18 protein-coding genes are annotated in these 21,053 nt (G+C 70.6%); 4 read left to right on the top strand and 14 right to left on the bottom strand.

Annotation, left to right across the window (positions count from 1 at the left end):
• Positions 1-26 precede the first annotated feature (26 nt).
• From ACFQ6X_RS12990 to ACFQ6X_RS12965, 6 genes are all read right to left on the bottom strand, one after another.
• Entirely contained in the window at positions 27-2,615 is a 2,589-nt protein-coding gene (locus tag ACFQ6X_RS12990; RefSeq protein WP_383180370.1) for a SpoIIE family protein phosphatase, read from the bottom strand.
• Between the two features lie 193 nt (positions 2,616-2,808).
• On the bottom strand, positions 2,809-3,246 hold the full coding sequence (locus tag ACFQ6X_RS12985; RefSeq protein WP_383180294.1) for an ATP-binding protein: 438 nt from the start codon (positions 3,244-3,246) through the stop codon (positions 2,809-2,811).
• A gap of 122 nt (positions 3,247-3,368) precedes the next feature.
• Positions 3,369-3,770, bottom strand: coding sequence for an NUDIX domain-containing protein (locus ACFQ6X_RS12980; protein WP_383180291.1), 402 nt, complete (start codon positions 3,768-3,770; stop codon positions 3,369-3,371).
• A gap of 370 nt (positions 3,771-4,140) precedes the next feature.
• Entirely contained in the window at positions 4,141-4,323 is a 183-nt protein-coding gene (locus ACFQ6X_RS12975) for an SPOR domain-containing protein (protein WP_329207780.1), read from the bottom strand.
• A 200-nt stretch (positions 4,324-4,523) separates the two neighbouring features.
• Positions 4,524-6,248, bottom strand: a complete 1,725-nt coding sequence (locus ACFQ6X_RS12970) for a purine-cytosine permease family protein (protein WP_383180288.1) — start codon at positions 6,246-6,248, stop codon at positions 4,524-4,526.
• A gap of 191 nt (positions 6,249-6,439) precedes the next feature.
• The gene (locus ACFQ6X_RS12965; protein WP_383180285.1) at positions 6,440-7,192 is read right to left on the bottom strand and encodes a GntR family transcriptional regulator; all 753 of its coding nucleotides are present in this window, start codon (positions 7,190-7,192) and stop codon (positions 6,440-6,442) included.
• 230 nt (positions 7,193-7,422) lie between these two features.
• Here ACFQ6X_RS12965 and ACFQ6X_RS12960 point away from each other — a divergent pair, with 230 nt between their 5' ends.
• Positions 7,423-8,805 carry a glycoside hydrolase family 18 protein gene (locus tag ACFQ6X_RS12960; RefSeq protein ID WP_383180282.1) on the top strand — a complete coding sequence of 461 codons (1,383 nt, stop codon included), beginning with the start codon at positions 7,423-7,425 and terminating at the stop codon, positions 8,803-8,805.
• A gap of 111 nt (positions 8,806-8,916) precedes the next feature.
• Here the strand turns inward: ACFQ6X_RS12960 and ACFQ6X_RS12955 are convergent, their stop codons facing one another.
• Positions 8,917-10,500, bottom strand: a complete 1,584-nt coding sequence (locus tag ACFQ6X_RS12955; RefSeq protein WP_383180280.1) for a S8 family serine peptidase — start codon at positions 10,498-10,500, stop codon at positions 8,917-8,919.
• Between the two features lie 279 nt (positions 10,501-10,779).
• Here ACFQ6X_RS12955 and ACFQ6X_RS12950 point away from each other — a divergent pair, with 279 nt between their 5' ends.
• Entirely contained in the window at positions 10,780-11,880 is a 1,101-nt protein-coding gene (locus ACFQ6X_RS12950) for a threonine synthase (protein WP_383180277.1), read from the top strand.
• Between the two features lie 9 nt (positions 11,881-11,889).
• Here the strand turns inward: ACFQ6X_RS12950 and ACFQ6X_RS12945 are convergent, their stop codons facing one another.
• Positions 11,890-12,372 (bottom strand): cupin domain-containing protein, encoded by a 483-nt coding sequence (locus tag ACFQ6X_RS12945; protein ID WP_383180274.1) that lies wholly within the window; start codon positions 12,370-12,372, stop codon positions 11,890-11,892.
• Between the two features lie 109 nt (positions 12,373-12,481).
• Between ACFQ6X_RS12945 and ACFQ6X_RS12940 the strand changes: the two genes are divergently transcribed.
• On the top strand, positions 12,482-15,127 hold the full coding sequence (locus ACFQ6X_RS12940) for a glycosyl hydrolase family 65 protein (protein ID WP_383180271.1): 2,646 nt from the start codon (positions 12,482-12,484) through the stop codon (positions 15,125-15,127).
• Positions 15,128-15,220: 93 nt separating this feature from the next.
• A complete protein-coding gene (locus tag ACFQ6X_RS12935; protein WP_383180268.1) occupies positions 15,221-16,240 on the top strand; it encodes a LacI family DNA-binding transcriptional regulator in 1,020 nt (339 codons plus the stop codon).
• Positions 16,241-16,263: 23 nt separating this feature from the next.
• On the opposite strand, the gene ACFQ6X_RS12930 is transcribed toward ACFQ6X_RS12935, so the two are convergent.
• From ACFQ6X_RS12930 to ACFQ6X_RS12905, 6 genes are all read right to left on the bottom strand, one after another.
• Positions 16,264-16,878 (bottom strand): acyl-CoA dehydrogenase family protein, encoded by a 615-nt coding sequence (locus ACFQ6X_RS12930; RefSeq protein WP_383180266.1) that lies wholly within the window; start codon positions 16,876-16,878, stop codon positions 16,264-16,266.
• Positions 16,875-17,630: a thioesterase II family protein gene (locus ACFQ6X_RS12925; protein WP_383180263.1), complete on the bottom strand. Its 756-nt coding sequence runs from the start codon at positions 17,628-17,630 to the stop codon at positions 16,875-16,877. The genes ACFQ6X_RS12930 and ACFQ6X_RS12925 overlap by 4 nt, the downstream gene beginning before the upstream one ends.
• On the bottom strand, positions 17,627-18,703 hold the full coding sequence (locus ACFQ6X_RS12920) for an HAD-IIIC family phosphatase (protein ID WP_383180260.1): 1,077 nt from the start codon (positions 18,701-18,703) through the stop codon (positions 17,627-17,629). Before ACFQ6X_RS12920 ends, ACFQ6X_RS12925 begins: the two co-directional genes overlap by 4 nt.
• Positions 18,700-19,854: an acyl-CoA dehydrogenase family protein gene (locus ACFQ6X_RS12915; protein ID WP_383180257.1), complete on the bottom strand. Its 1,155-nt coding sequence runs from the start codon at positions 19,852-19,854 to the stop codon at positions 18,700-18,702. The genes ACFQ6X_RS12920 and ACFQ6X_RS12915 overlap by 4 nt, the downstream gene beginning before the upstream one ends.
• A 3-nt stretch (positions 19,855-19,857) precedes the next feature.
• The gene (locus ACFQ6X_RS12910; protein WP_383180254.1) at positions 19,858-20,115 is read right to left on the bottom strand and encodes an acyl carrier protein; all 258 of its coding nucleotides are present in this window, start codon (positions 20,113-20,115) and stop codon (positions 19,858-19,860) included.
• Between the two features lie 62 nt (positions 20,116-20,177).
• Positions 20,178-21,026: a 3-hydroxyacyl-CoA dehydrogenase family protein gene (locus ACFQ6X_RS12905; RefSeq protein WP_383180251.1), complete on the bottom strand. Its 849-nt coding sequence runs from the start codon at positions 21,024-21,026 to the stop codon at positions 20,178-20,180.
• Between the last annotated feature and the right edge of the window lie 27 nt (positions 21,027-21,053).

Below are 21,053 nucleotides of genomic sequence, written 5' to 3'. Positions count from 1 at the left end.
CCGCCCGCACAGGGCCCGACTCCCGGTCAGTACATGCTCAGCAGCTGCTCGACCGAGAGCTCGGCGGCCGGCTCACCGTCGGGCAGCGCCAGCTCGAACCACACCGTCTTGCCTCGCGGTGTCCGCCGTGACCCCCAGGCCGCGCTCAGCAGTCCGACCAGCTGCAGCCCACGACCGCCCTCGTCGGTGTCGCGTGCCCGCCTCCGCCGTGGCTGGACCAGTCCCGCGTCCCATACCTCGCACACGAGGGTGCGGTCGCGCAGCAGCCTGAGCCTGATCTCGCCCTCGCCGTAGCGCAGCGCATTGGTGACGAGCTCACTGACCAGCAGTTCGGTGGTGTCCACCAGGTCGTCGAGGTCCCACGACGACAGCTGGGCACGGGCCAGCTCGCGGGCCCGGCCGACGGAACGGAGCTCGCGGGGAAGCCGCCAGTCGCCCACGGCATCCACCGGAAGCCCTTGGATACGCGCCATCAGCAGGGCGATGTCGTCCTCGCCGTGGCGGGTGTCGAGGGTGGCCAGCACATGGTCACAGACGTCCTCGAGCGGCTGGGACGGCTCCGTGAGGGCGTCCCTGAAGGCCTGCAGGCCCTCGTCGAGCGGATGGTCGCGGGACTCGACGAGACCGTCGGTGTAGAGGGCGAGGAGGGCGCCCTCCTTGAGCTCCACCTCGACCTCCTCGAAGGGCTCGCCACCGACGCCGAGCGGCATTCCGGGAGGGACGTCCAGCAGCAGGGCCGGTTCGCCCGGCTCGACCACCACAGGGGGGAGATGACCGGCATTGGCGAAGGTGCACCGCCGGGTGACGGAGTCGTACACCGCGTAGACACACGTCGCCAGGTAGACCTCGGAGAGGTCCGCCTCGCGTGACTTGTGGGCGACGCGTGAGGGCCACTGGGCGCCGCCGCCTCCACCGAAGGCGTCGCTCCGGTCGCCGCCGCCCGGGGTGCCGAGGCCACGGGCGACCTCGTCGAGGGCGGAGAGCACCTCGGCCGGCTCCAGGTCCAGGAGCGCCAGTGTGCGTACGGCGGTGCGCAGCTCCCCCATGGCGACAGCGGCCCGCAGCCCGCGGCCCATGACGTCACCGACGACGAGGGCCGTGCGATGGCCGGGAAGTTCGATCACGTCGAACCAGTCGCCGCCGACCTCGGTGGCCGTGTTGCCGGGGAGGTAGCGGCAGGCGATGTCGAGGCCTGCGGCCTCCGGGTCGCCCGGGGGGAGCAGGCTGCGCTGGAGTATCAGTGCCCGTTCGTGTTCGCGGCGGTAGAGGCGTGCGTTGTCGATGCAGACGGCCGCACGTGCGGCAAGTTCGGTGGCCAGGGCCCGGTCCCGCTCGCCGAAGGGTTCGCTGCCCTTGGTGCGGGAGAACTGGACGAGGCCGATGACGATGTCGTGCGCGACCATCGGCACGGCGAGCGTGGAGTGCACGAAGCCGCGTTCGTCACCGGGCACGTCCTCGACATGGCCGGTGCGCAGGGCGACGGCACAGGGCGAGTTGAACGGGTAGCGGTGGACCGCGCCGAGCGCGGGCGGCCCCGGGGCCGCGTTCCTGTCGGGATCGGCACCGCCGCTCATGCTCGCACCCGGCAGGCCGTCGGGGAGCGCGTCGGAGACGGCGCTGGCCTGGGCGACCCGGCGCAGTTCTGCCGAACCGCCGCCGGACTCCTGCCGGAGCCGGCCCCAGGTTCCGGGTGAGGCCTCGTCGCCCGTGAGCAGCCCCTGGTAGAGGTCCACGGATGCCAGGTCGCAGAAACCGGGCACGGCGACGTCGAGCAGTTCCCGGGCGGTGGTCTCCAGATCGAGGGAGTTGCCGATGCGCGCACTGGCCTCGTTGAGAAGTGCGAGGTTACGACGGGCACTGGCTGCCTCGCGGGCGGCGATGTGCCGGCCCGTGACATCGGTGGCGAGGCCCGCGACGCCGATGGGGCGTCCGGCGCCGCTGTGTACCCGGTAGAGGTTCATGGACCAGTGGCGCCGGTCGCTGGAGCCGGGGACGGTGCCGACCAGTTGGAGATCGGTGACGGCGTCACCGGTTTCCAGGACGCGCTTCAGCGTGCTGGACAGCCGGTCGGCCTCCTGGCCGGCCAGGTAGTCGTCCACCGTGCGTCCGCGGTGGTCGTCCGCCTCGCCGCCGAAGACGGTGGCGAACCGCTGGTTGGCCCGTACGACCGTGAAGTCCGCGCCGAAGAGCACGAAGCCGAAGGGAGATTGGCCGAATATCGCCTGTGATGCGGCAAGATCAGTTTCGATGCGCCGTAGTGCCCGGACATCGACGACGATGCAGAGTGCGGCACGCTCCCCGCTCCCCGTCTCGCTCGGCATGACGTAGATCTCGGCAAGACCCTCGGCACCGCCCTCGCCCGGAATCCGGAACGGGACGAGACCCGTCCACTCCTTGCCGTCGAGGATTTCGCCGACCCGCCGATGAGCGTCCGAGCGCAGCTCGTCAGGCATGAACGCCTCGACCGGATCCCTGCCCACCGCCTCGTGGGAGGCCATGCCGAACAGACCGGCGGCCCGCCGGCTCCACTGCTCGATCAGCCCGTCAGGCCCGATCGAGAAGGAGGCGACCCTGATGTAGTCATAGATCGAGCCAGGCGGGCTGCTCTGCCACACGACGTCGCCCGCCGACCCAGGTATTTCGCTCACGCGACCGTCCCCTCCAGCTCACACACCGGACCGGTCCTGCCCGCAGTATTCAGCACTACGGGCCTTACCGGCACGGCGTTCACGATCACAGCACGGTCTCAGTCCCTTTCAGCCAGGTTCTGCCTGACCGCCGGTGATCGCTGTGCGTCCCCTCCCACTCCTAACCAGGGAGAGCGAGCTCGAACCACACCGTCTTGCCACTCTTTCCGCGCCGGGTCCCCCAGCGGCGCGCAGAACAAGCCACGAGCTGCAGCCCGCGCCCCCCTTCGTCCTCCGGTCCGGCCATACGTTCGGTGGGCGCATCCGGAAGCGGATCGGAGACTTCCACGAGCAGGGCCTGCCCGGCAGTCGGCGAACCGGGACCCTCACCGTCCGGATGCGGACGCACGAGCCGCACCCCGATGGGGCCCGCCGCATAGCGCAGGGAATTGGTCACCAGTTCGCTCACGAGCAGCACGGCGACGTCTCCGACCGCCGCGTCGAGCCCCCAGACGTGCAGCGCATCGCGTACCGCATGCCGGGCGCTGCGCACGGAGCCCGGCACCGCCGGAAAGCTCCACTCGGCGCAGTCGCCTTCGGTATCGGTCACGCCGATCACTTCCCAAGACCAAAAACGGGGGTGCACCCCACTCGGAGGGGATAATCAGCACATACCCGAAATTTGGTGCAGCCTATCGCAGGACCTGACAGGTGGGGCGTACGGGTGCATGCGCCGGGGGCTCAGATGAGCTCGCCCGTGGCGTTGAGATCGTCGAAGAGCAGTTGGTCGACCGGGGGGACGAGGGAGCGGTCCCCGTAGGAGAACCAGGCCATCTCGTCGATCTCGCTGCTGACGGCCAGCGTTCCGCGGTAGTCGCCGTAGTAGCAGCTCATCCGTACCACCACACCGTCCGGATGGCCGTGCGCCTGCGCCTCGTACGTACCCGCATGGATGACGGTCGACGGGACGACGTTCACCGTCAGCTCCTCCTCGACCTCGCGCAGCAAGGTCTGCAGGTCCGTCTCCCCGCTCTCCCGCTTGCCTCCGGGGATGTAGAAGATGTCCTTCCCCTTCGGTCGCGCGCAGAGAATCCTGCCGTTCTCCACCCGCACCCAGGCCACCGTGTCGATCAGCACCGGCATCGTTCCGTCCTCACCATCGGTCCGCCGCCGCTTCGGATGCCGTGGGTGCGGCTGAGGGCGTTCGACGGCTCAGCGCGTCCGGACGGCTCAGGCGCGTTCGGCACCTCGCCGGCAGCCGGCGCAACCGACAACACCCGGGCCGGCCCCACGCCTGACGTGCTGTCCGAGGACGTGCGGGAAAAGGGCTTCCGGGACGCGAATATACGGCGCTGTCCGGCAGGCCGGGCTGCCACGTCCACGACGGACGGCGGCCGGGGCCGTCCTCGACATCGGACGGCCCCGGCGACAGCTCGGAGTCACTCTCGGACCGCAGGCGGTCCGTACGGGCGGCAGACGGGGGCGGCCGGCGCGGCCCCGGAGGCCGCAGCCGTCAGGGGCGGGCGCTCTGGCCCACGCGCTCCACCCAGTAGAGCTGCTTGTGCCCGTGGCGCTCCAGGCTGTCTGCGATCTTCTGCGCCTCGTCCTGTGTCGCATAGCGGCCGACGCGGTATCTGTTGCCGTTGTCGTCCTGCCGAATCACCAGCCAAGGGAGCACGGCACCGCTGTCGGTCATCGTGTCCCTCCCAAGCATTTCGCCCCTCTCCCCACCGGCGTGCACGTCTCTAAGGATCCCCAGGAAACCGCAGTACGCATATGCCCGAGCGTACGCCTGACCTTCACTCAGCGGATGCGGGTTTACACAAAGAGATACACATCCGGTCATGCGTGAGGGGGCGCACCCGTCCGGATGCGCCCCCTCGCACACGTCCCGCGTCAGTCGGCCGCCGTTCGCACCGTGGGCAACGGCAGCAGAACCGGGCCCGCGCCCTGCTCCTTGCGGCAGACGTCGCCGCACTCCGCGTCCAGGGAGCAGCACAGCGAGCAGATCGGGCCCGACTGGACCGGGCAGTCGGCGATGTCGGGCAGCTCATAGGCGGTTTCGCACACCGCGCAGGTGTGCGTGGCGGTGATGTCGGCGATCTCGACGTCCGGGCCGTTCACCGGGTTCGGCCGGGCGAGGTAGTACTTCCCCTTGGTCGCCCAGGCGATCAACGGGCAGAGAATCAAGGAGAGTCCGGCCGCGATGAAGGTGGAGAAGGCTTCCGCGTACACGCCGAACAGCCCGAAGAAGGCCAGGATCGACACGGTCGAGGCGATCACCATCGCACCGAATCCGGCGGGGTTGACCGCATAGAGGTAGGCGCGTTTGAACTCGATGTACCGGGGGCTCAGCCCGATTCGCTTGTTGATGACCAGGTCGGCCGCGACAGCCGCGATCCAGGCGATGCCCACGTTGGAGTAGAAGCCCAGCAGCTTGTTCAGGGCCGCGAACATGTTCATCTCCATCAGCGTCAGCGCGATGGCGAGGTTGAGGAAGATGTACCAGACCCGGCCGGGGTGCTTGTGCGTGATCCGGGAGAAGAAGTTCGACCAGGACAGCGAGCCGCTGTAGGCGTTGGTGACGTTGATCTTCACCTGGGAGACGATCACGAAGATCGCGGCCGCGGGGAGCGCGAACGACCCCAGCCACGGCTTCAGTGCCTCGATCTGCGGCGCGATCGGCTCCAGGGCGTGCGTCTTGCCGACCGCCTCCAGCGCCACGAACGCGAGGAACGCGCCGCCGAGCTGCTTCGCCGCGCCGATGATGACCCAGCCGGGCCCCGCCGCGAGGACGGCGAGATTCCACCGGCGCCTGTTGGCCTCGGTCTTGGCCGGCATGAAGCGCAGGTAGTCGGCCTGCTCACCGATCTGGGCGATCAGGGAGAGCGCGACGCCCGTACCGAGCCCGAAGGCGACCCAGGAGAAGCCCGAGCCCGCCCCCTCCGTACCGCCGAAGGAGCTGAACGCCCCCCAGGCGTCCGGGGCTTCGAAGGCCAGCACCACGAAGGGCAGAATCATGCCGATGATCCAGACCGGCTGGGTCCAGGCCTGCACCTTGGCCAGTGCGCCCATGCCCCGGAAGACGATCGGGATGACGATCAGCGTGGTGATCAGATAGCCGGCCTCGACCGGCAGCCCGACGGCCTGGTGCATGGCCTGCGCCATGATCGAGCCTTCGAGGGCGAAGAAGATGAACGTGAACGACGCGTAGATCAGCGAGGTCAGCGTCGATCCGAAGTAGCCGAAGCCCGCCCCTCGCGTGACCAGGTCCATGTCCAGGCCGTACTTCGCGCAGGCCCGGGCGATCGGTATGCCGGTGAGGAAGATGATCGCCGCGGCGGCGAGGATCGACGCGAATCCGCTCGTGAACCCGTAGGTGAAGACGATCGAGGCGCCGATCGCGAAGTCGGCGAGATAGGCGATACCGCCGAGCGCGGTACCCGCGACCATCGAGGGCGACCAGCGCCGGAAGGAGTGCGGGGCGTAGCGGAGGGAGTAGTCCTCCCGGCTCTCGTCGGCCGCGAGCTTCGCATAGCTGCGCCGGGGTGCCGCCCCGGCGCCGTCCTGCGGCGCCGGCGGCGGCACCTCGGCCGTTGTGGGCGTTGCCGTGTCCGTCATCGGTGACTTCCCGTCCGTCGGTCCGTGTGCGGGTGACGAACGGGAAGTTACGAGCCGGACATGACAAGCCCCAACGGTCGGAGGTTGCCTGCGGGTTAAGGGCCGCGAGGGGGAGTTAACTCCTCGTCACGGACGGCGGACACACCATCCCTCATAGCGGTCGTCGCAGCCGGTACAGCCCGCACGGCCGGTCACTTGACCGGCAGATGGTAGGCGATCCGGTAGCGGTCGGCGGGCACGACCACGTCCGCCGTCTCCACGGCCCGCCCCGACGCGTAGTACGTGCGCCCGATCACCATCACCACGTGCCCCGGCACACCACCGAGCGCCAGGAGCTCCTCCGCCAGCCCCGGGCGCGCGCCGACCTCCTCCGCGACGTTGTCCACGACGACGTCGATCGCGGCCATCCGGTCGACCACGCCGCAGCCGCCCAGCGGGCCCTCCTCCGGAAGCATCACCGGCGTACGGCCCGTGACGGCGAGAGGCTCCCAGGACGTCGAGAGCATCATCGGCTCGCCCGCGTCCCGGAAGACGTACCTCGTACGCATCACCCGGTCGCCCGGCTCGATGCCGAGGCGTTCGGCGATCTCGGGGGTGGCACCCTCCTGTTCGCTGCGGGACTCCCAGGTCCCGCGCACGCCTTCCGCCGTCTGTTCCTGGCGGAACGGACTGGCTCCGGCTCCCGGCCGGTAGCCGGAGCGGGCGATCCGGCGCGGGACCGGGCGCTCACGCACGTACGTCCCGGAACCCGACCGCCCCTCGACCAGCCCTTCGGCCATCAGCACCTTCCGCGCCTCCAGCGCGACGGTGTCCGAGACTCCGTACTCCTCGCGGATACGCGCCTGCGACGGCAGGCGGGTATGAGGCGGCAGCGCGCCGTTGACGATCTTCTCTCTGAGATCGCTCGCCACGCGCAGATAGGCGGGCTGCTCACCGAAAGTCACAGGCCACTCCCAACAGGTTGACAGACTGCAACAGCCTGGCAACCGTGGGTTGTGCACCGCAAGCACAGGCCACAGTTTCACTCGATGTGATGATTCCTCGCCGACCAGCGCATACCTCGCGCGGTACCGCGCGGGCTCTTGACCGTTTTTGGTCCAGACCAATACCTTCCTCTGCACAGCACGGCTCTCGCTGGCTCTCCAGCTCCGGCACACGCACAGGAACGAGTCCCATGCGTCGAAGAACCCTGTCCAGACTGACCACGGCCGCCTGCGCCTTCGCGCTGCTGGCCGGCATCGCCCCCGCGGCCACGGCCGACGGCGGAAGCCGCGACGACCGCGGTGCGGGCCACAACCGCGCGTACAAGAGCATCGGCTACTTCACCCAGTGGGGCGTCTACGGGCGCGACTTCCAGGTCAAGGACCTGGACACGAGCGGTGCGGCGGCCAGGCTCACCCACATCAACTACGCCTTCGGCAACGTCAGTGCCGAAGGCAGGTGCTTCACCGGCAATGTGCCCGGCGAGGCGGACGCCTGGGCGGACTACGCCCGTCCGCTGGATGCCGCGGGATCGGTGGACGGCGTCGCCGACACCGACACCCAGGCCCTCGCGGGCAACTTCAACCAGCTGCGCGAGCTCAAGGCCAAGCACCCCGGCCTCAAGGTGATGATCTCGCTGGGCGGCTGGAGCTGGTCCACCCACTTCTCCGACGCGGCCCGCACCGCCGCCTCGCGCAAGGCCCTCGTCTCGTCCTGCATCGACCTGTACATCAAGGGCAACCTGCCCGTCGACGGTGTACGCGGGGGCGAGGGGGCAGCCGCCGGCCTGTTCGACGGCATCGACATCGACTGGGAGTGGCCCGGTTCCGCCGGTGACACCGACACGGTCTACCGCCCCGAGGACAAGAAGAACTTCACCGCCCTGGTACACGAGTTCCGTACCCAGCTCGACGCCTACGCGAAGTCGCAGAAGTCGCAGAAGTCGCAGAAGTCGCAGACGGACCGGAAGCCGCATCAGAAGCACTACGAGCTCTCGGCCTTCGTTCCCACCGCTCCCGCCAAGATCGACGCGGGCTTCGATGTCCGCCGCATCATGCGGGACTTCGACTTCGTCAACCTTCAGGGCTACGACTTCCACGTATCCGGTGAGACGACTACCGCCCAGCAGTCCGCCCTGTACGCGAAGGGCGACTTCAGCGTCGACCAGACGGTCCGCGACTGGATCAGGCGCGGCGCCCCCGCCCGCAAGCTGGTGGTGGGCATGCCGTTCTACGGGCAGGGCTGGACCGGAGTGACCGGTGGCGGCGACGGTCTCGGGCAGCCGGCGACTGCGCCCGCACCGGCCACGTACGCGGCGGGCTACGAGGACTACAAGGCCCTCAAGAAGCTGGCCGATTCCGGGCAGTACACGGTGCACCGCGACACCCGCAACGGCCACGCCTGGCTGTTCGACGGGACGACGTTGTGGACGTACGACGACCCCCAGGTGCTGCGCGCCAAGACCTCGTACATCCGTGACCGCGGTCTCGGCGGTGCGATGTTCTGGTCGCTGGACGGCGACACGGACGACGGCGAGCTGATGTCCGCTGTCGACCGCGGGCTCAACCGGCACTGACCGGAAGCGGCGTGCGGGGCGGCTGCCGTCGGCAGCCGCCCCGCGTGCGTTCATGTCCGGCTCAGAAGCGGTCCGGCTCAGAAGCGGTCCGGCATCAGAAGCGGTCCGGCATCAGAACTGCAGTGCCCAGGAGTTGATCCTCCCGGTGTCGTACGTGGCGTTGTCGCTGACCCGGAGCTTCCAGGCGCCGTTGGCGACCTCCGACGAAGCGTTCACCGTGTAGGTGGTGATCACGTTGTCGGCGCTGCCGCCGGTCCCGTACGCCTTCAGGTTGTAGACCGAACCGTCGGGCGCGACCAGGTCGATCTTCAGGTCGCCGGAGTAGGTGTGCGTGATGTTCACGGGAACGCTGAGTGCTGACGGTGCGTTACCACTGATACCGGAGACGGTGATCGGCGACTCGACCGTGGCGTTGTCGGCGATCGTGTAGCCGGTCGTGCTCTCGAACTTGGTGCCGGTGGGCGGCGGGGTGGTGCCGGTTCCGACGTTCAGCAGCTTGTTCGGCGACCCGGTGCCCGGGCTCGTCACGACGCCGCTGGTGGCCGCGGCGACCAGTCCCGCCGAGACCTGCGCCGGGGTCTGGCCCGGGTGGTCGGCGAGGTACAGGGCGGCGGCCCCGGCGACGTGCGGGCTCGCCATCGACGTGCCCGAGATGGTGTTGCTCGCACTGTCACCGGTGTTCCACGACGAGGTGATCGAGGAGCCCGGCGCGAAGATGTCCAGGACGGTGCCGTAGTTCGAGAAGCTCGAACGGGCGTCGGTGCTGGTGGTGGAGCCCACCGTGATGGCCTCGGCGACGCGCGCCGGGGACTTGGTGGAGGCGTTCGTCGACTCGTTGCCCGCCGCGACCGCGTAGGTGACGCCGGAGGCGATCGAGTTGCGCACGGCGGTGTCGAGCGCGGTGTCCGCGCCGCCGCCCAGGCTCATGTTGGCGACGGCCGGCTTGACGGCGTTGGCCGTCACCCAGTCGATGCCCGCGACGACCTGCGCCGTGGTGCCGGAGCCGCTGTTGTCGAGGACGCGGACGCCGACGATCTTCGCCTTCTTGGCGACGCCGTACGAGGTCCCGGCGACGGTGCCGGCCACGTGGGTGCCGTGCCCGTTGCCGTCCTGCGCGGTGTTGTCGTTGTCGATGGCGTCGTAGCCGTTCGACGCGCGGCCGCCGAAGTCGCTGTGGCTGATGCGTACACCGGTGTCGATGATGTACGCGGTGACGCCCTCCCCCGCCTTGTCCGGGTAGGTGTAGCTCTGGTTCAGCGGCAGCGCCGTCTGGTCGATCCGGTCCAGTCCCCACGAGGGCGGGGAGGGCTGGGTGCCCGAGATCGTGAAGGTCCGGTTCTGCACGACGGACTCGACTGCCGGGTCCGCGGCGAACTTCTTCGCCTGCTCGGCCGGGAGTTCGACGGCGTAGCCGTTGAGCGCCGCGCTGTAGGTCTTCTTGATCTTCGCGCCGTATTCCGCGGCGAGCGCCTTGCCGTCGGCGGATCCGGCGTCGGCGGCGGATTCGTCGAGGGTGACGATGTAGCTGCCGCTGATGGCGCCCGGGGCGCCCGCGTTCTCGATCCGGCCTTCCGCCGCGCTCGGGGACGCGAGGGCCGGGAAGGCCGCCGCGGTCGAGAGGGCGAGGGCCGCGCCGGTTATGACGCTCGTCGCGGCCAGTCTTCGCGCGTAGCGTGCGTGACGCTTCACTGCCATGTGAGGGGTCCTCCTCGTTTGCGGTGCACTGGTGGGGGATGCCTGGGGGTGCATTGACCTGCATCGCGGTGCATGGGGGGTGCATTCGGTCGAGCGGGGTGCCTTCGGCCAAACAACAGCATGGGCATGACAAACCAGACACGACAGAACACCGAATCCGGGTTCCTCGTACGGCGGCGTGCCCTGCTGCCAGCGAAAGATTGGCCCATCCATAGGAATCCCACAAGACTGTCTTGGCATGAGCAATACATTCGCCACACGGCTGACATGCTGGCGGGCATGGCCACCTACCGCTGCCCGCAGGACGGGACCCGCGCAGACACGACCGAGCTGACCTGGTGTTGTCCCCTCTGCCGGGGGCCCTGGGACCTCGACTTCGACGTCCGGTCACCGATGTCCCTCGACTCGCTGACCGGACGCGTGAGTTCACTGTGGCGTTACGAAGAGGCGCTGCCCCTCCGCGGTCCGGCGGTCAGCCTCGGCGAGGGCAGGACCCCGCTCGTCCCCCTCACCGCGAGCGTCTCGGCCAAGCTCGACTACCTGATGCCGACGCTCTCCTTCAAGGACCGGGGCGCGGTCATGCTGGCCGAACTGGCCCGCCGGCTCGCCCCGGAGCGGGTCGTCGCGGACAGCAGCGGCAACGCGGGCACGGCCGTGGCCGCGTACTGCGCCCGGGCCGGCCTGCCCTGCACGGTGTACGTCCCCGAGGGCACGTCCCCGAAGAAGACCGAGCAGATCCGCGCGCACGGCGCCCGGCTGGAGGTCGTGCCCGGCGACCGCGAGGCCACCGCACGGGCCGCCCGCGCGGCCGCCGACGGGCCCGGCACCTTCTACGCCTCGCACGTCTTCAACCCGTACTTCCTGCACGGCACGAAGACCTACGTCTACGAGATGTGGGAGGACCTCGGCGGCACGCTGCCGGAGGCGATCGCCGTGCCGGTCGGCAACGGCACCCTGCTCCTCGGCGCGGCCCTGGCCACGGCGGAACTCCTCGCCCAGGGCCTGATCGCCCGGCGTCCCGCGCTGATCGCCGTACAGGCCGAGGCCGTGTCCCCGCTCGCGGAGGCGTTCCGTGCGGGCGCCGACGACCTGCTCGACTCCCCCGCCCACGCGTCCCCCACCCTTGCCGAGGGCATCGCCATCCCCCGCCCTCCGCGCGCCCGGCAGATCCTTGCGGCCGTCAGGGAGTCGGGCGGCACCTTCCTCACGGTCGCCGAGGACCGGATCCGTGCCGCGCAGCAGGATCTGGCGGCCCGCGGCTTCTTCGTCGAGACGACCGGGGTCGCCTGCTGGGCGGCCGTGGGCGACTGGAAGGACCGCAGCGTCGTCGTACCCCTGTGCGGCGCCGGCCTCAAGACGGGCCTGGCGCCCGCACCGTGACCGGAGCGGTCAGTCCGTCCAGTACGTGTCGTGCCTGATGAAGAACTCGGCACGCTCCTTCTCCGGCCAGTCGGAGACCTGCGACACCTTCTCGAAGTACTCCTCGCGGGGCGCCCCGGGCGTGAACAGCAGCAGCATCGAGGCGGGTGCGTCCGAGTCGTTGCGGAAGGCGTGCAGACCGCCCTGCGGTACGTACAGGAAGTCGCCCTCGGTCGTGTCGACCCAGCGCTCACCGTTGTAGATCCGCACGGTGCCGCCGAGGATGAAGAACGACTCCGAGATCGAGCGGTGGAAGTGCGTGGCAGGGCCACCGGCCCTGGGCGCCATGTTGATCCGGTAGAGCCCGAACTCGCCGTGCGTCGACTCCGTCGTCGCCAGGTAGTGCGTGGTGCCACCGCTGCGCGTCAGCAGATTCGGCGTGGTGTCCGCCGGGCGGTACTGCGCGCTGATCTCTCCCTCGCCGTCCGTGTATACGGGTTCCGGATACGACATGCCGTTCTCCCTCTGCCCTGGACCGGTCCGCTCCGATGTGCCGTCCGATCAGCCGTTCACCCGCGCGCCGCAGCCGAACCCGCGACGCCGCCGTGCCTACCTTCGTACGGTGAGCCTCACGCGCATCTCTGTTCTCACGTCCTTGGTGGCGGGCGCACTGATCGCCCCCCTGCCGCCGCACTCGTACGCGACCGGCGCGAGGACCGCCGCACCCGTGACGGCGCCACCGCCCGCCTCCTGCGGGCGCACGGGCCACGCGGACGACCGGGACGCACCCGGCGCGTCCGCCGCCTCCGACGACGCCTCCTGGGCGCCGACGTCCACCGCCTTCGGCGAGGCCGCAGGATACGACCCCTACGTCGGCAACGGCTATCTGGGCCACCGGGTGCCCGCCACGGGCGCCGGATACGCGGCGACGGGCGGGAAGACCGGCTGGCCCCTCTACACACCACGGTACGACGGCGCCTTCGTCTCCGGGCTCTACGCCCGCGACAAGGGCCTCGCCGAGGGCCGCGAGGTGATCGCCGCCCTGCCGAGCTGGACCACCCTCGACGTGCGCGTCGGTACGGAGACCTTCGGCACCGGCACACCCGCCGGCCGCGTCTCGCGGTACCGGCAGACCGCCTTCCTGCGCTGCGGTGTCGTCGTGACCTCGCTGCGCTGGACCACCGCCGACGGCCGGGCGACCGATCTGACGTACGAAGTGCTGACCGACCGCTCCGACGTGCACGCCGGGGCCGTACGCCTGCGGATGACCCCGCGCTGGAGCGGCACGGCGACGGTCACGGGCCGGCTGGACGAGCGCGGGGCACGCAGGGTGACGGTCACGGACGACGGTTCGTTCCGCACGCTCGGCACGGGCACGGAGGGGGCGATCGTCCAGACGGGAACCGGCAACGGCACCCGGACGGCCCGGGTCGAGGCGGGCCGCTCGTACACGTTCGAGAAGTACGTGGGCATCGACACCGCCCTCACCTCCCGCACCCCCCTCGTCTCCGCGCGTGACGCCTCGCGGCGCGCCGCCCGGCGCGGCTGGTCCGGGGTCCTCGCCGACAACGCGGCCGCCTGGCGGACCGCGTGGGCCTCCGACATCGCCGTCCCGGGCAGCCCGGACCTGCAGGCCTGGCTGCGCGCCGCGCAGTACGGCCTGCTCGCGGGCACCCGCGCCGGTGCCTCGAACAGCATCGCCCCGGCGGGGCTGACCAGCGACAACTACGCGGGCATGGTGTTCTGGGACGCCGAGACGTGGATGTACCCGGGACTGCTCGCCACCCGCCCCGAACTGGCCCGCACCGTGGTCGAGTACCGCTACCGCACCAGGGGTGCCGCCCGCGCCAACGCCGAGAAGCTGGGCCACCGCGGCCTGTTCTACCCGTGGACGAGCGCGAGCAGGGGCCGGCTCGACTCCGAGTGCCAGAGCTGGGACCCGCCGCACTGCCTCACCCAGAACCACCTCCAGGGCGATGTCTCGCTCGCCGTCTGGCAGTACTACCTGGCCACCGGCGACCGGACCTGGCTCGGGACCCGGGGCTGGCCGCTCCTGAAGGGCATCGCCGACTTCTGGCAGTCGCGCGCCACGGCGAACAGCGACGGCAGTTACTCGGTGAGGAACGTCGCGGGTCCGGACGAGTACAGCAACGGGGTCACCGACGGGGTCTTCACCAACGCCGTCGCCGCCACCGCTCTGCGCAACGCGACCCGCGCCGCCCAGCTCCTCGGCCACCCGGCACCGGCGGGGTGGACCCGGGTCGCCGACGGGCTCCGCATCCCGTACGACGCCGAGCGGAAGCTGTTCCTCCAGTACGCCGGGTACAACGGCTCGACCATCAAGCAGGCCGACACCGTGCTCCTCGTCTATCCGCTGGAGTGGCCGATGGAGGAGGGTGCCGCCGCCGCGACACTCGACTACTACGCCGCGCGCACCGATCCGGACGGCCCCGCGATGACGGACTCGGTGCACGCGATCGACGCAGCCGCGATCGGGGAACCCGGCTGCGCCACGTACACGTATCTCCAGCGTGCCGTAAGGCCGTTCGTCCGCGGCCCCTTCAACCTCTTCTCCGAGGCGCGCGGCGAGAAGTCCGGTGCCGAGGACCCGCTCTCCGGCTTCCCCGCCGAGGACTTCCTCACCGGCAAGGGCGGCTTCCTCCAGGTGTTCACCCACGGCCTGACGGGCCTCCGGCTGCGCGAGGACGGCGTACGGCTGGATCCGCTCCTGCCGCCCCAGCTCCGCGAGGGCGTGGAACTGACGGGGCTGCGCTACCGGGGCCGTACGTACGACATCTCGATCGGCCCCCGCGACACGACGGTCCGGCTGACGGACGGCGCCCCGTTCACGGTCCACACCCCGTCGGGCCCGCGCCGACTCTCCACCACGCTCACTCTCCCCACCCGCCGTCCCGACCTCGCCGTGACGGCCGACGCGGCACGCTGCCGCCCCGCGACGGCCACCTCGGAGACCCCCGGTCTGTACGCCGTCGCTGCGGTGGACGGCAGCCCGTCGACGGCCTGGTCCCCCGAGGGCGCGACAGGAGCCCTGACGGTGGACCTGCGACGGGTCCTGCGGGTCGCGTCGGTCACCCCCCGGTGGTCCGACATCGCTCCCGCCTCCCACACCCTGGAGACCTCGCTCGACGGCAAGACCTGGTGGCCGTACCGGTCCGGGGACCTCGCCCGGCAGGTGCGGGTGACGGTGCGCTCGGCGGACGCGGAGAAGCCGGCGGGTGTGCGCGAACTGGTGGTCCTCGGCCGGTGAGCGACACCGCACCGGCGTCGGCGGCGGGATCCCGGTTTTGTTCCAACTCCGGCCGCGTGTACCGGTTTCGGCACCGAGGGTTAAAATCCGGCCATGAACAGAGGGGTACCGACGCTGGAAGACGTCGCGCAGCAGGCGGGGGTGTCCCGCGCCACCGTGTCGAGGGTCGTCAACGGTGTGCGCAACGTCGACCCCGCCATCCAGGACCAGGTCCGTGTCGCGATCGAGCGGACGGGGTACACCCCGAACCGCGCGGCGAGGTTCCTCGTCACCCGGCGCGCGGGCACGATCGCGCTCATCATCTCCGGCGCGGGTGACGAGTTCGCCGCCCAGGTGTTCGCGGACCCGTTCTTCGGCCGGGTGGTCGACGGCGCCATGGGGTACCTGCGGAGCCGTGCCATCCACCCGGTTCTCCTGTTCGCGGAGTCGGAGGCGGCCAGGGAGCAGGTCGTCGACTACGCGCGGCAGGGCAACGTGGACGGCACGCTCGTGGTGTCGCTCCAAGCGCCGGACCCGCTGCCGCAGTTGCTCGCCTCGGCCGGAATCCCCACCGTCCTGTACGCACGGCCGGCCCAGCCCCAGCCGTTCAGCTTCGTGGACCTGGACAACTACTCCGGGGCCCGGCTGGCCGCGGAGCACCTGCTCGCCCGCGGCTGCAGGCGTATCGCCGCGATCCCCGCTCCGCAGAACCTTCCCGCCGCCCGGGCCAGGCTCGACGGTTTCCGTGACGCGCTGGCCGCCGCCGGCCACCCCGCCCCGTTGATCGCCGAGGGCACGTTCACCCTCGACAGCGGCGCGGCGGCGATGAGCCGGCTCCTGGAGGATGACCCCTCCGTCGACGGTGTGTTCGCGGCCAACGACCTGATGGCACAGGGCGCCTGCCAACTCCTGCGTGAGCGCATGAGGCGCATACCGCAGGACGTCGCGGTCGTCGGTTTCGACGATTCGAGCGCCGCTTCGGTGTGCCGGCCGCCGCTGACCACGGTCCGTCAGCCGGTGGAGAAGATGGCCGAAACCATGGCACGTCTCCTGTGCGAACACGTCGAAGGCGTGCGCTCCGAGCCGACCTCGGTCGTCTTCGATCCGGAACTGGTCGTACGCGAGTCCGCCTGACGGGGGAACGCCCGGCGGGCCGGTCAGCAGCCTGTACCCGGCCCCGCCACCCAGCAGTTCGCCACCAGCCGGGAGACGTGGCCGGCGCCTGCCGGGCTGCCGAGCACGTAGCCGCCGGCGCCGAACAGCTTGACCGACTCCCAGTCCAGGGCCGTCAGCCGGTCGTGGACCTCCGCCAGGCCGGCCCGCGAGTGCGTGGGGGCGAGGAGTCTTCGGCGCAGTACCTCCGTCTCGGTGGCCAGATCGGCGAGTGCGGCCTGGACGAGCTGCTTGCCGAGGGTCGGTTCGCCTCCCGAGACACGGCCGGCGAGGTGTGCGGCGGCCGCCTCGGCCAGGCGCCGGGTGACTCCGAGGCGGGCGGCGCCCAGCAGCACCGTGAGCTGTGTCAGGTCGGCTCCGTCGGGCTCCTCCCTGAGGAACACCACCCCCTCCAGGGCAGCCATCGGGTGCGGGATCCGGGTGCCCGTCCCGGTCACGGCCGCCGCGGGACGTGCCACCACACCGCCCGGTGCGCCGTGGGCCGGGGCCCGTGCGAGAGCGGCGGCCAGTCCGGCGGCCGGCCCGGCGGTGCGACCCGCGTGTTCGCAGGTGTCGATGGCGTCCCGGGTGAGGGTGGGCGTTCGGCTCGCCGTCGTCATGGGTGCAGCGCCTCACTGATGTACCGGTGGGTCGGGGCCGTCTGCTGGAGGGCCGCGAAGTGGCCGCCCTCCAGGAGGTGCCGCCGGAATTCCGCGCGCGTCTGCCGGTGCCAGCCCGCCGTCGACTCCAGGGGTACCTGTGGATCGCGGGTCGCGGCCAGGACCGTGACCGGAAGGTCCAGGGGCGGTTCCGGAAGGTAGCGGTGGCTCTCCTTGACGGCGAAGTCGCTCCTGAACGGCGGCAGGATCATGCCGAGGGCGGAGGGGTCCCGGAGCACCCACTCCGGTGTGCCGCCCAGCCGGCGCAGCACCTCCACCGTCCGCGGGTCGTCGAGGTCCGCCACGGAGGGGGTGTCGCCGGGGTCGTGGTCGGGGGCGGCGCATCCCGAGACGATGAGGTGGGAGGGCTGCGGCGCGCCGCGGCGGCGGATCTCCCGGGCCACCTCGAAGGCGACCAGTCCGCCGAGGCTGTGCCCGTACAGCGCGTACGGGGCGCTGCCGCCGCAGAGCACCACGTCGGCCAGCTCGGCCACCATGGGTCCCAGGGCGCGGAACGGCTCCTCCCTGATCCGGGTCTCCCGGCCGGGCGGCTGGAGCGGGTACAGGGCGACGCCCGGGATGCGTCCGGTCCACGTCCTGAAGGTCGACGCGGAGCCGCCGGCGTGCGGGAAGCAGTACAGCCGCACCCCGTCGTCGGAGGGCGGGAAGGGGAGCCAGCGGGCGAGCGGTCCGGCCTCGGCGGGCGCCGTCACGTGGTCACCTCCAGGCGGACGTGGGCGGGCGGTTCCCGGTGGTGGCCGAGATCCGCCGCCAGGACGACGTGCGCGCCGTCCCGGGCGATCTCGCGGAACCCGCTGAAGGCGTAGGTGATCTGCATCATCCGGTTGCGTCCGGTCTCCACGAAGTCGGCCTGGAGACCGGCGCCGGCGTCCCGGGCGAGGCCCATGATGTGGTGGAGCAGGACCATGCCGACCCCGCGCGACATCACCCGGCACGACATCAGCAGCATGTTCAGCCGCCAGTCGGGGGCGGACTTCTCCACCAGTGCCAGACCGATCTTGCCGTAGCTCCCGAACCGGTCGGTCAGCGAGGCCACGAGGAGGAGGTGGTCCGGTGACCTGCGCAGGGCGTCGAGGTCGTCGTACGAATAGGTGCGGCCGGTGGAGTTGAGCTGGTTCGTACGGACCGTCAGCTCCTCCGCGCGCTGGAGGTCGTCCCGTTCGGCGCGGGCGATGGTGAACCGCATGTCCAGGGTGGCCAGGAACTCGTCGCCTGTGCCGACGAATTCGCGCTCCAGTTCTTCGCGGGCGAGCTGTTCGCGGTACATGATCCGCCGCTCCGCCGACTCCCCGGTGACGAACCGGGGGGTGAAGGCGGGACCGACGAGGACCTCGTCGATGTCGGCGTCCCGGACCAGGGTCACCTCCGGAAGGACGTGCCCGACCTCCGCGAGCTCGAACTCCTGGTCGTCGACGAAGGCGAACGCGTCCGTCCCGAGATTGAGCCGGCGCGCGAGGTGCCGGATCGAGTCGGACTTGGCGTTCCAGCCGATCTGCGGGCAGAGGAACAGCTCGTCCAGCCCGAACTCGCGCAGCTTGGCCATGGCCGTGTCGTGGTCGTTCCTGCTGGCGACGGAGTGCAGCACGCCCATCGCGTCCAGTCTGCGGATGTGCGCGACGACCGCGGGCCGGGGCACGACCTCACCGTCCTCCAGCAGGATGCCGTCCCACAGGGTGCGGTCCAGGTCCCACACCACACACTTGATGCGGCCGCGCGCCGGTTCCCCGCCCGGGGACAGCGCGTCGGGCTCCGTGGTCACTGTCATCGTTCCCCGTCCCTCCGCGCCTGCTCCGCGATGGTGATCCGCTGGATCTCGTTGCTGCCCTCGATGATTTCCATGACCTTCGCGTCCCTGTAGTAGCGGGCGACCGGGAAGTCCGGGCTGCACCCGTTGGCGCCGTGGAGCTGCACCGCCTCGGACGCGTGCCTGGCCGCCGCCGTGGAGGCGAAGTACTTCGCCACCCACGTCGCCATGATCGTCTCCGGGTCGCCGGCGTCCTTGAGGCGGCCCGCCTCGGCGCACAGCAGACGTGCGGCACGGGTGTCGGTGACCATGTCGGAGAGTTTCGCCTGGATGAGCTGGTGGTCCCCGAGACGCCGGCCGCTCGTGCGGCGCCGGTCGGTGTAGGCCGCTCCCGCCTCCAGGCAGGCCTGGAGGATGCCGACGGAGCCGCAGGCCACGCTGTACCTGCCCAGGTCGAGGGTGCCGGTGAGCACCATGCCGGAGGTGAACCCGGTCGGACCCAGCAGCGCCTCGGGACCCAGTTCCACGTCGGTCAGGGTGAGGGTGGCCAGGAGCGAGGCGCGGGTGCCGAGCATGTCGTGCAGGGGCTCCACGCGCACGCCCGGGTGGTGGCGGGGGACGAGGAAGGCCGCGTTGCCCGTCGCCGTCCTCGCGAACACCAGGAACACATCGGCGCGCCGGCCCCCCGTGATCCACGTCTTCACGCCGTCGAGCCGCCAGCCGCCGCCGAACTTGGTGGCGGTCGTGGCGAGGTTCGCGGTGTCGCTGCCCGCGCCGGGCTCGGAGAGGCAGAACGCGCCGAGCACCTGGCCCGAGGCCATCGGCCGGGCCCAGCTCTCGATCTGTTCCTCGGTCCCCCAGCGCCGCAGCGCCCAGGCGACCATCGTGTGGACGGTGAGCAGGCTGCGCACGGACGAGCAGCCGCGGCCCACTTCCTCGTGCACGGCGCCGAGGGTCACCATGTCGGTTCCCGCACCGCCCAGTTCCGGCGCGAGGAACGGTGCCCAGAGCCCTTCCTCGCCGAGCCGGGCCGGCAGTTCCTCCGGGAGTGTGCCGAGCCGGTCCCACTCGTCGGCGTACGGGGCGATGTGCGTGTCGACGAAGGACCGGGCCGACGCCCGGCCGGGTGCGGCCGGCGCCGTGCGTACCGTCTGCTGACGGGTCGTGGTCATGGGTTACGCGACCGTGGCGTCGACCGGGCGCAGCCGTCCCACGAGGTCGGCTATCGCCTCCACCGTGCGGAAGTTCTCGATGCGCAGCTCCTCGTTGGGGATGGCGACGGCGAACGTCTTCTCGACGAACATCACGAGCTCCATCGCGAAGAGCGAGTTGATTTGGCCGAGGGAGAAGATGTCGTCGGTGTCGGCGATGTCGGCCTGGGGGTACCTGCTGCCGATGAACGCGGTGATCTGCTGGCTGACGGTGCTGGCCATGTCGGTGGTGTCCTCGTCTCCTGCGGAGTTGTGGGTGGTGGGCCGCCGCGGCTGCGGGGCGGTCAGCTGGGGTCGTAGCGGTAGAAGCCCCGGCCGGTCTTGCGGCCGTGGAGCCCGGCGTCGGTCATCTGCTTGAGCAGCGGGCACGGCCGGTACTTGCTGTCCGCGTAGTGGTCGTAGAGGACCTGGACGCTCTGGAGGATGGTGTCGACGCCGATGAGGTCGGCGGTCTCCAGCGGGCCCATGGGGTGTCCGAAGCAGCCGCGGAACACCTCGTCGACGTCCTCGGCGGTGGCCACTCCCTCGTGGACGAGGAACGCCGCCTCGTTCACCGTGAGCATCAGGACCCGGTTGGAGACGAACCCGGACGAGTCCTTGACGTGGACGGCCTTCTTGCCGATGCCGCGCAGGAGTTCCCCGGTCCGTTCCACCGTCCGTGCCGAGGTGTGGAATCCGGGGATGAGCTCGACGACCGGTTTGGCGGGGACGGGGTTCATGAAGTGCACCCCGATCACCCGCTCCGGGCGGGCGTGGAGGGACGCGACCTTGGTGATCGGGATGGCCGAGGTGTTCACCACGACGACCGTGTCCGGGGCGCAGACGGCGTCGAGTTCCTGGTGCACCTGGCGTTTGACGTCCCAGTCCTCCGTGACGTTCTCGATGACGAAGTCGGCCTTGTCCAGGGCCGCCACGCCCACCACGGTGGTGATCCGCGCCAGGATCTCGTCCGGGTCCAGCGCGGGTCCGCCCAGCAGGCGGCTCATCCGGCAGTTGCGTGCGATGGCGTGGCGTGCCCCGGACAGGATCTCGTCCGTGCGGTCGACGAGGATGACCTCGTATCCGTCCTGGGCCAGGTTCTGTGCGACCCCCACTCCCATCACGCCGCTGCCCACGACTCCGACGACGGTCATGACGTCTCCTCTTCTCTCGGTGATGCG

The sequence above is a fragment of the Streptomyces sp. NPDC056452 genome (genome assembly GCF_042796085.1).
Lineage (GTDB): Bacteria > Actinomycetota > Actinomycetes > Streptomycetales > Streptomycetaceae > Streptomyces.
The sequence above is the reverse complement of the archived record's forward strand: the minus strand, read 5'-3'. Positions and strand labels throughout refer to the sequence as shown.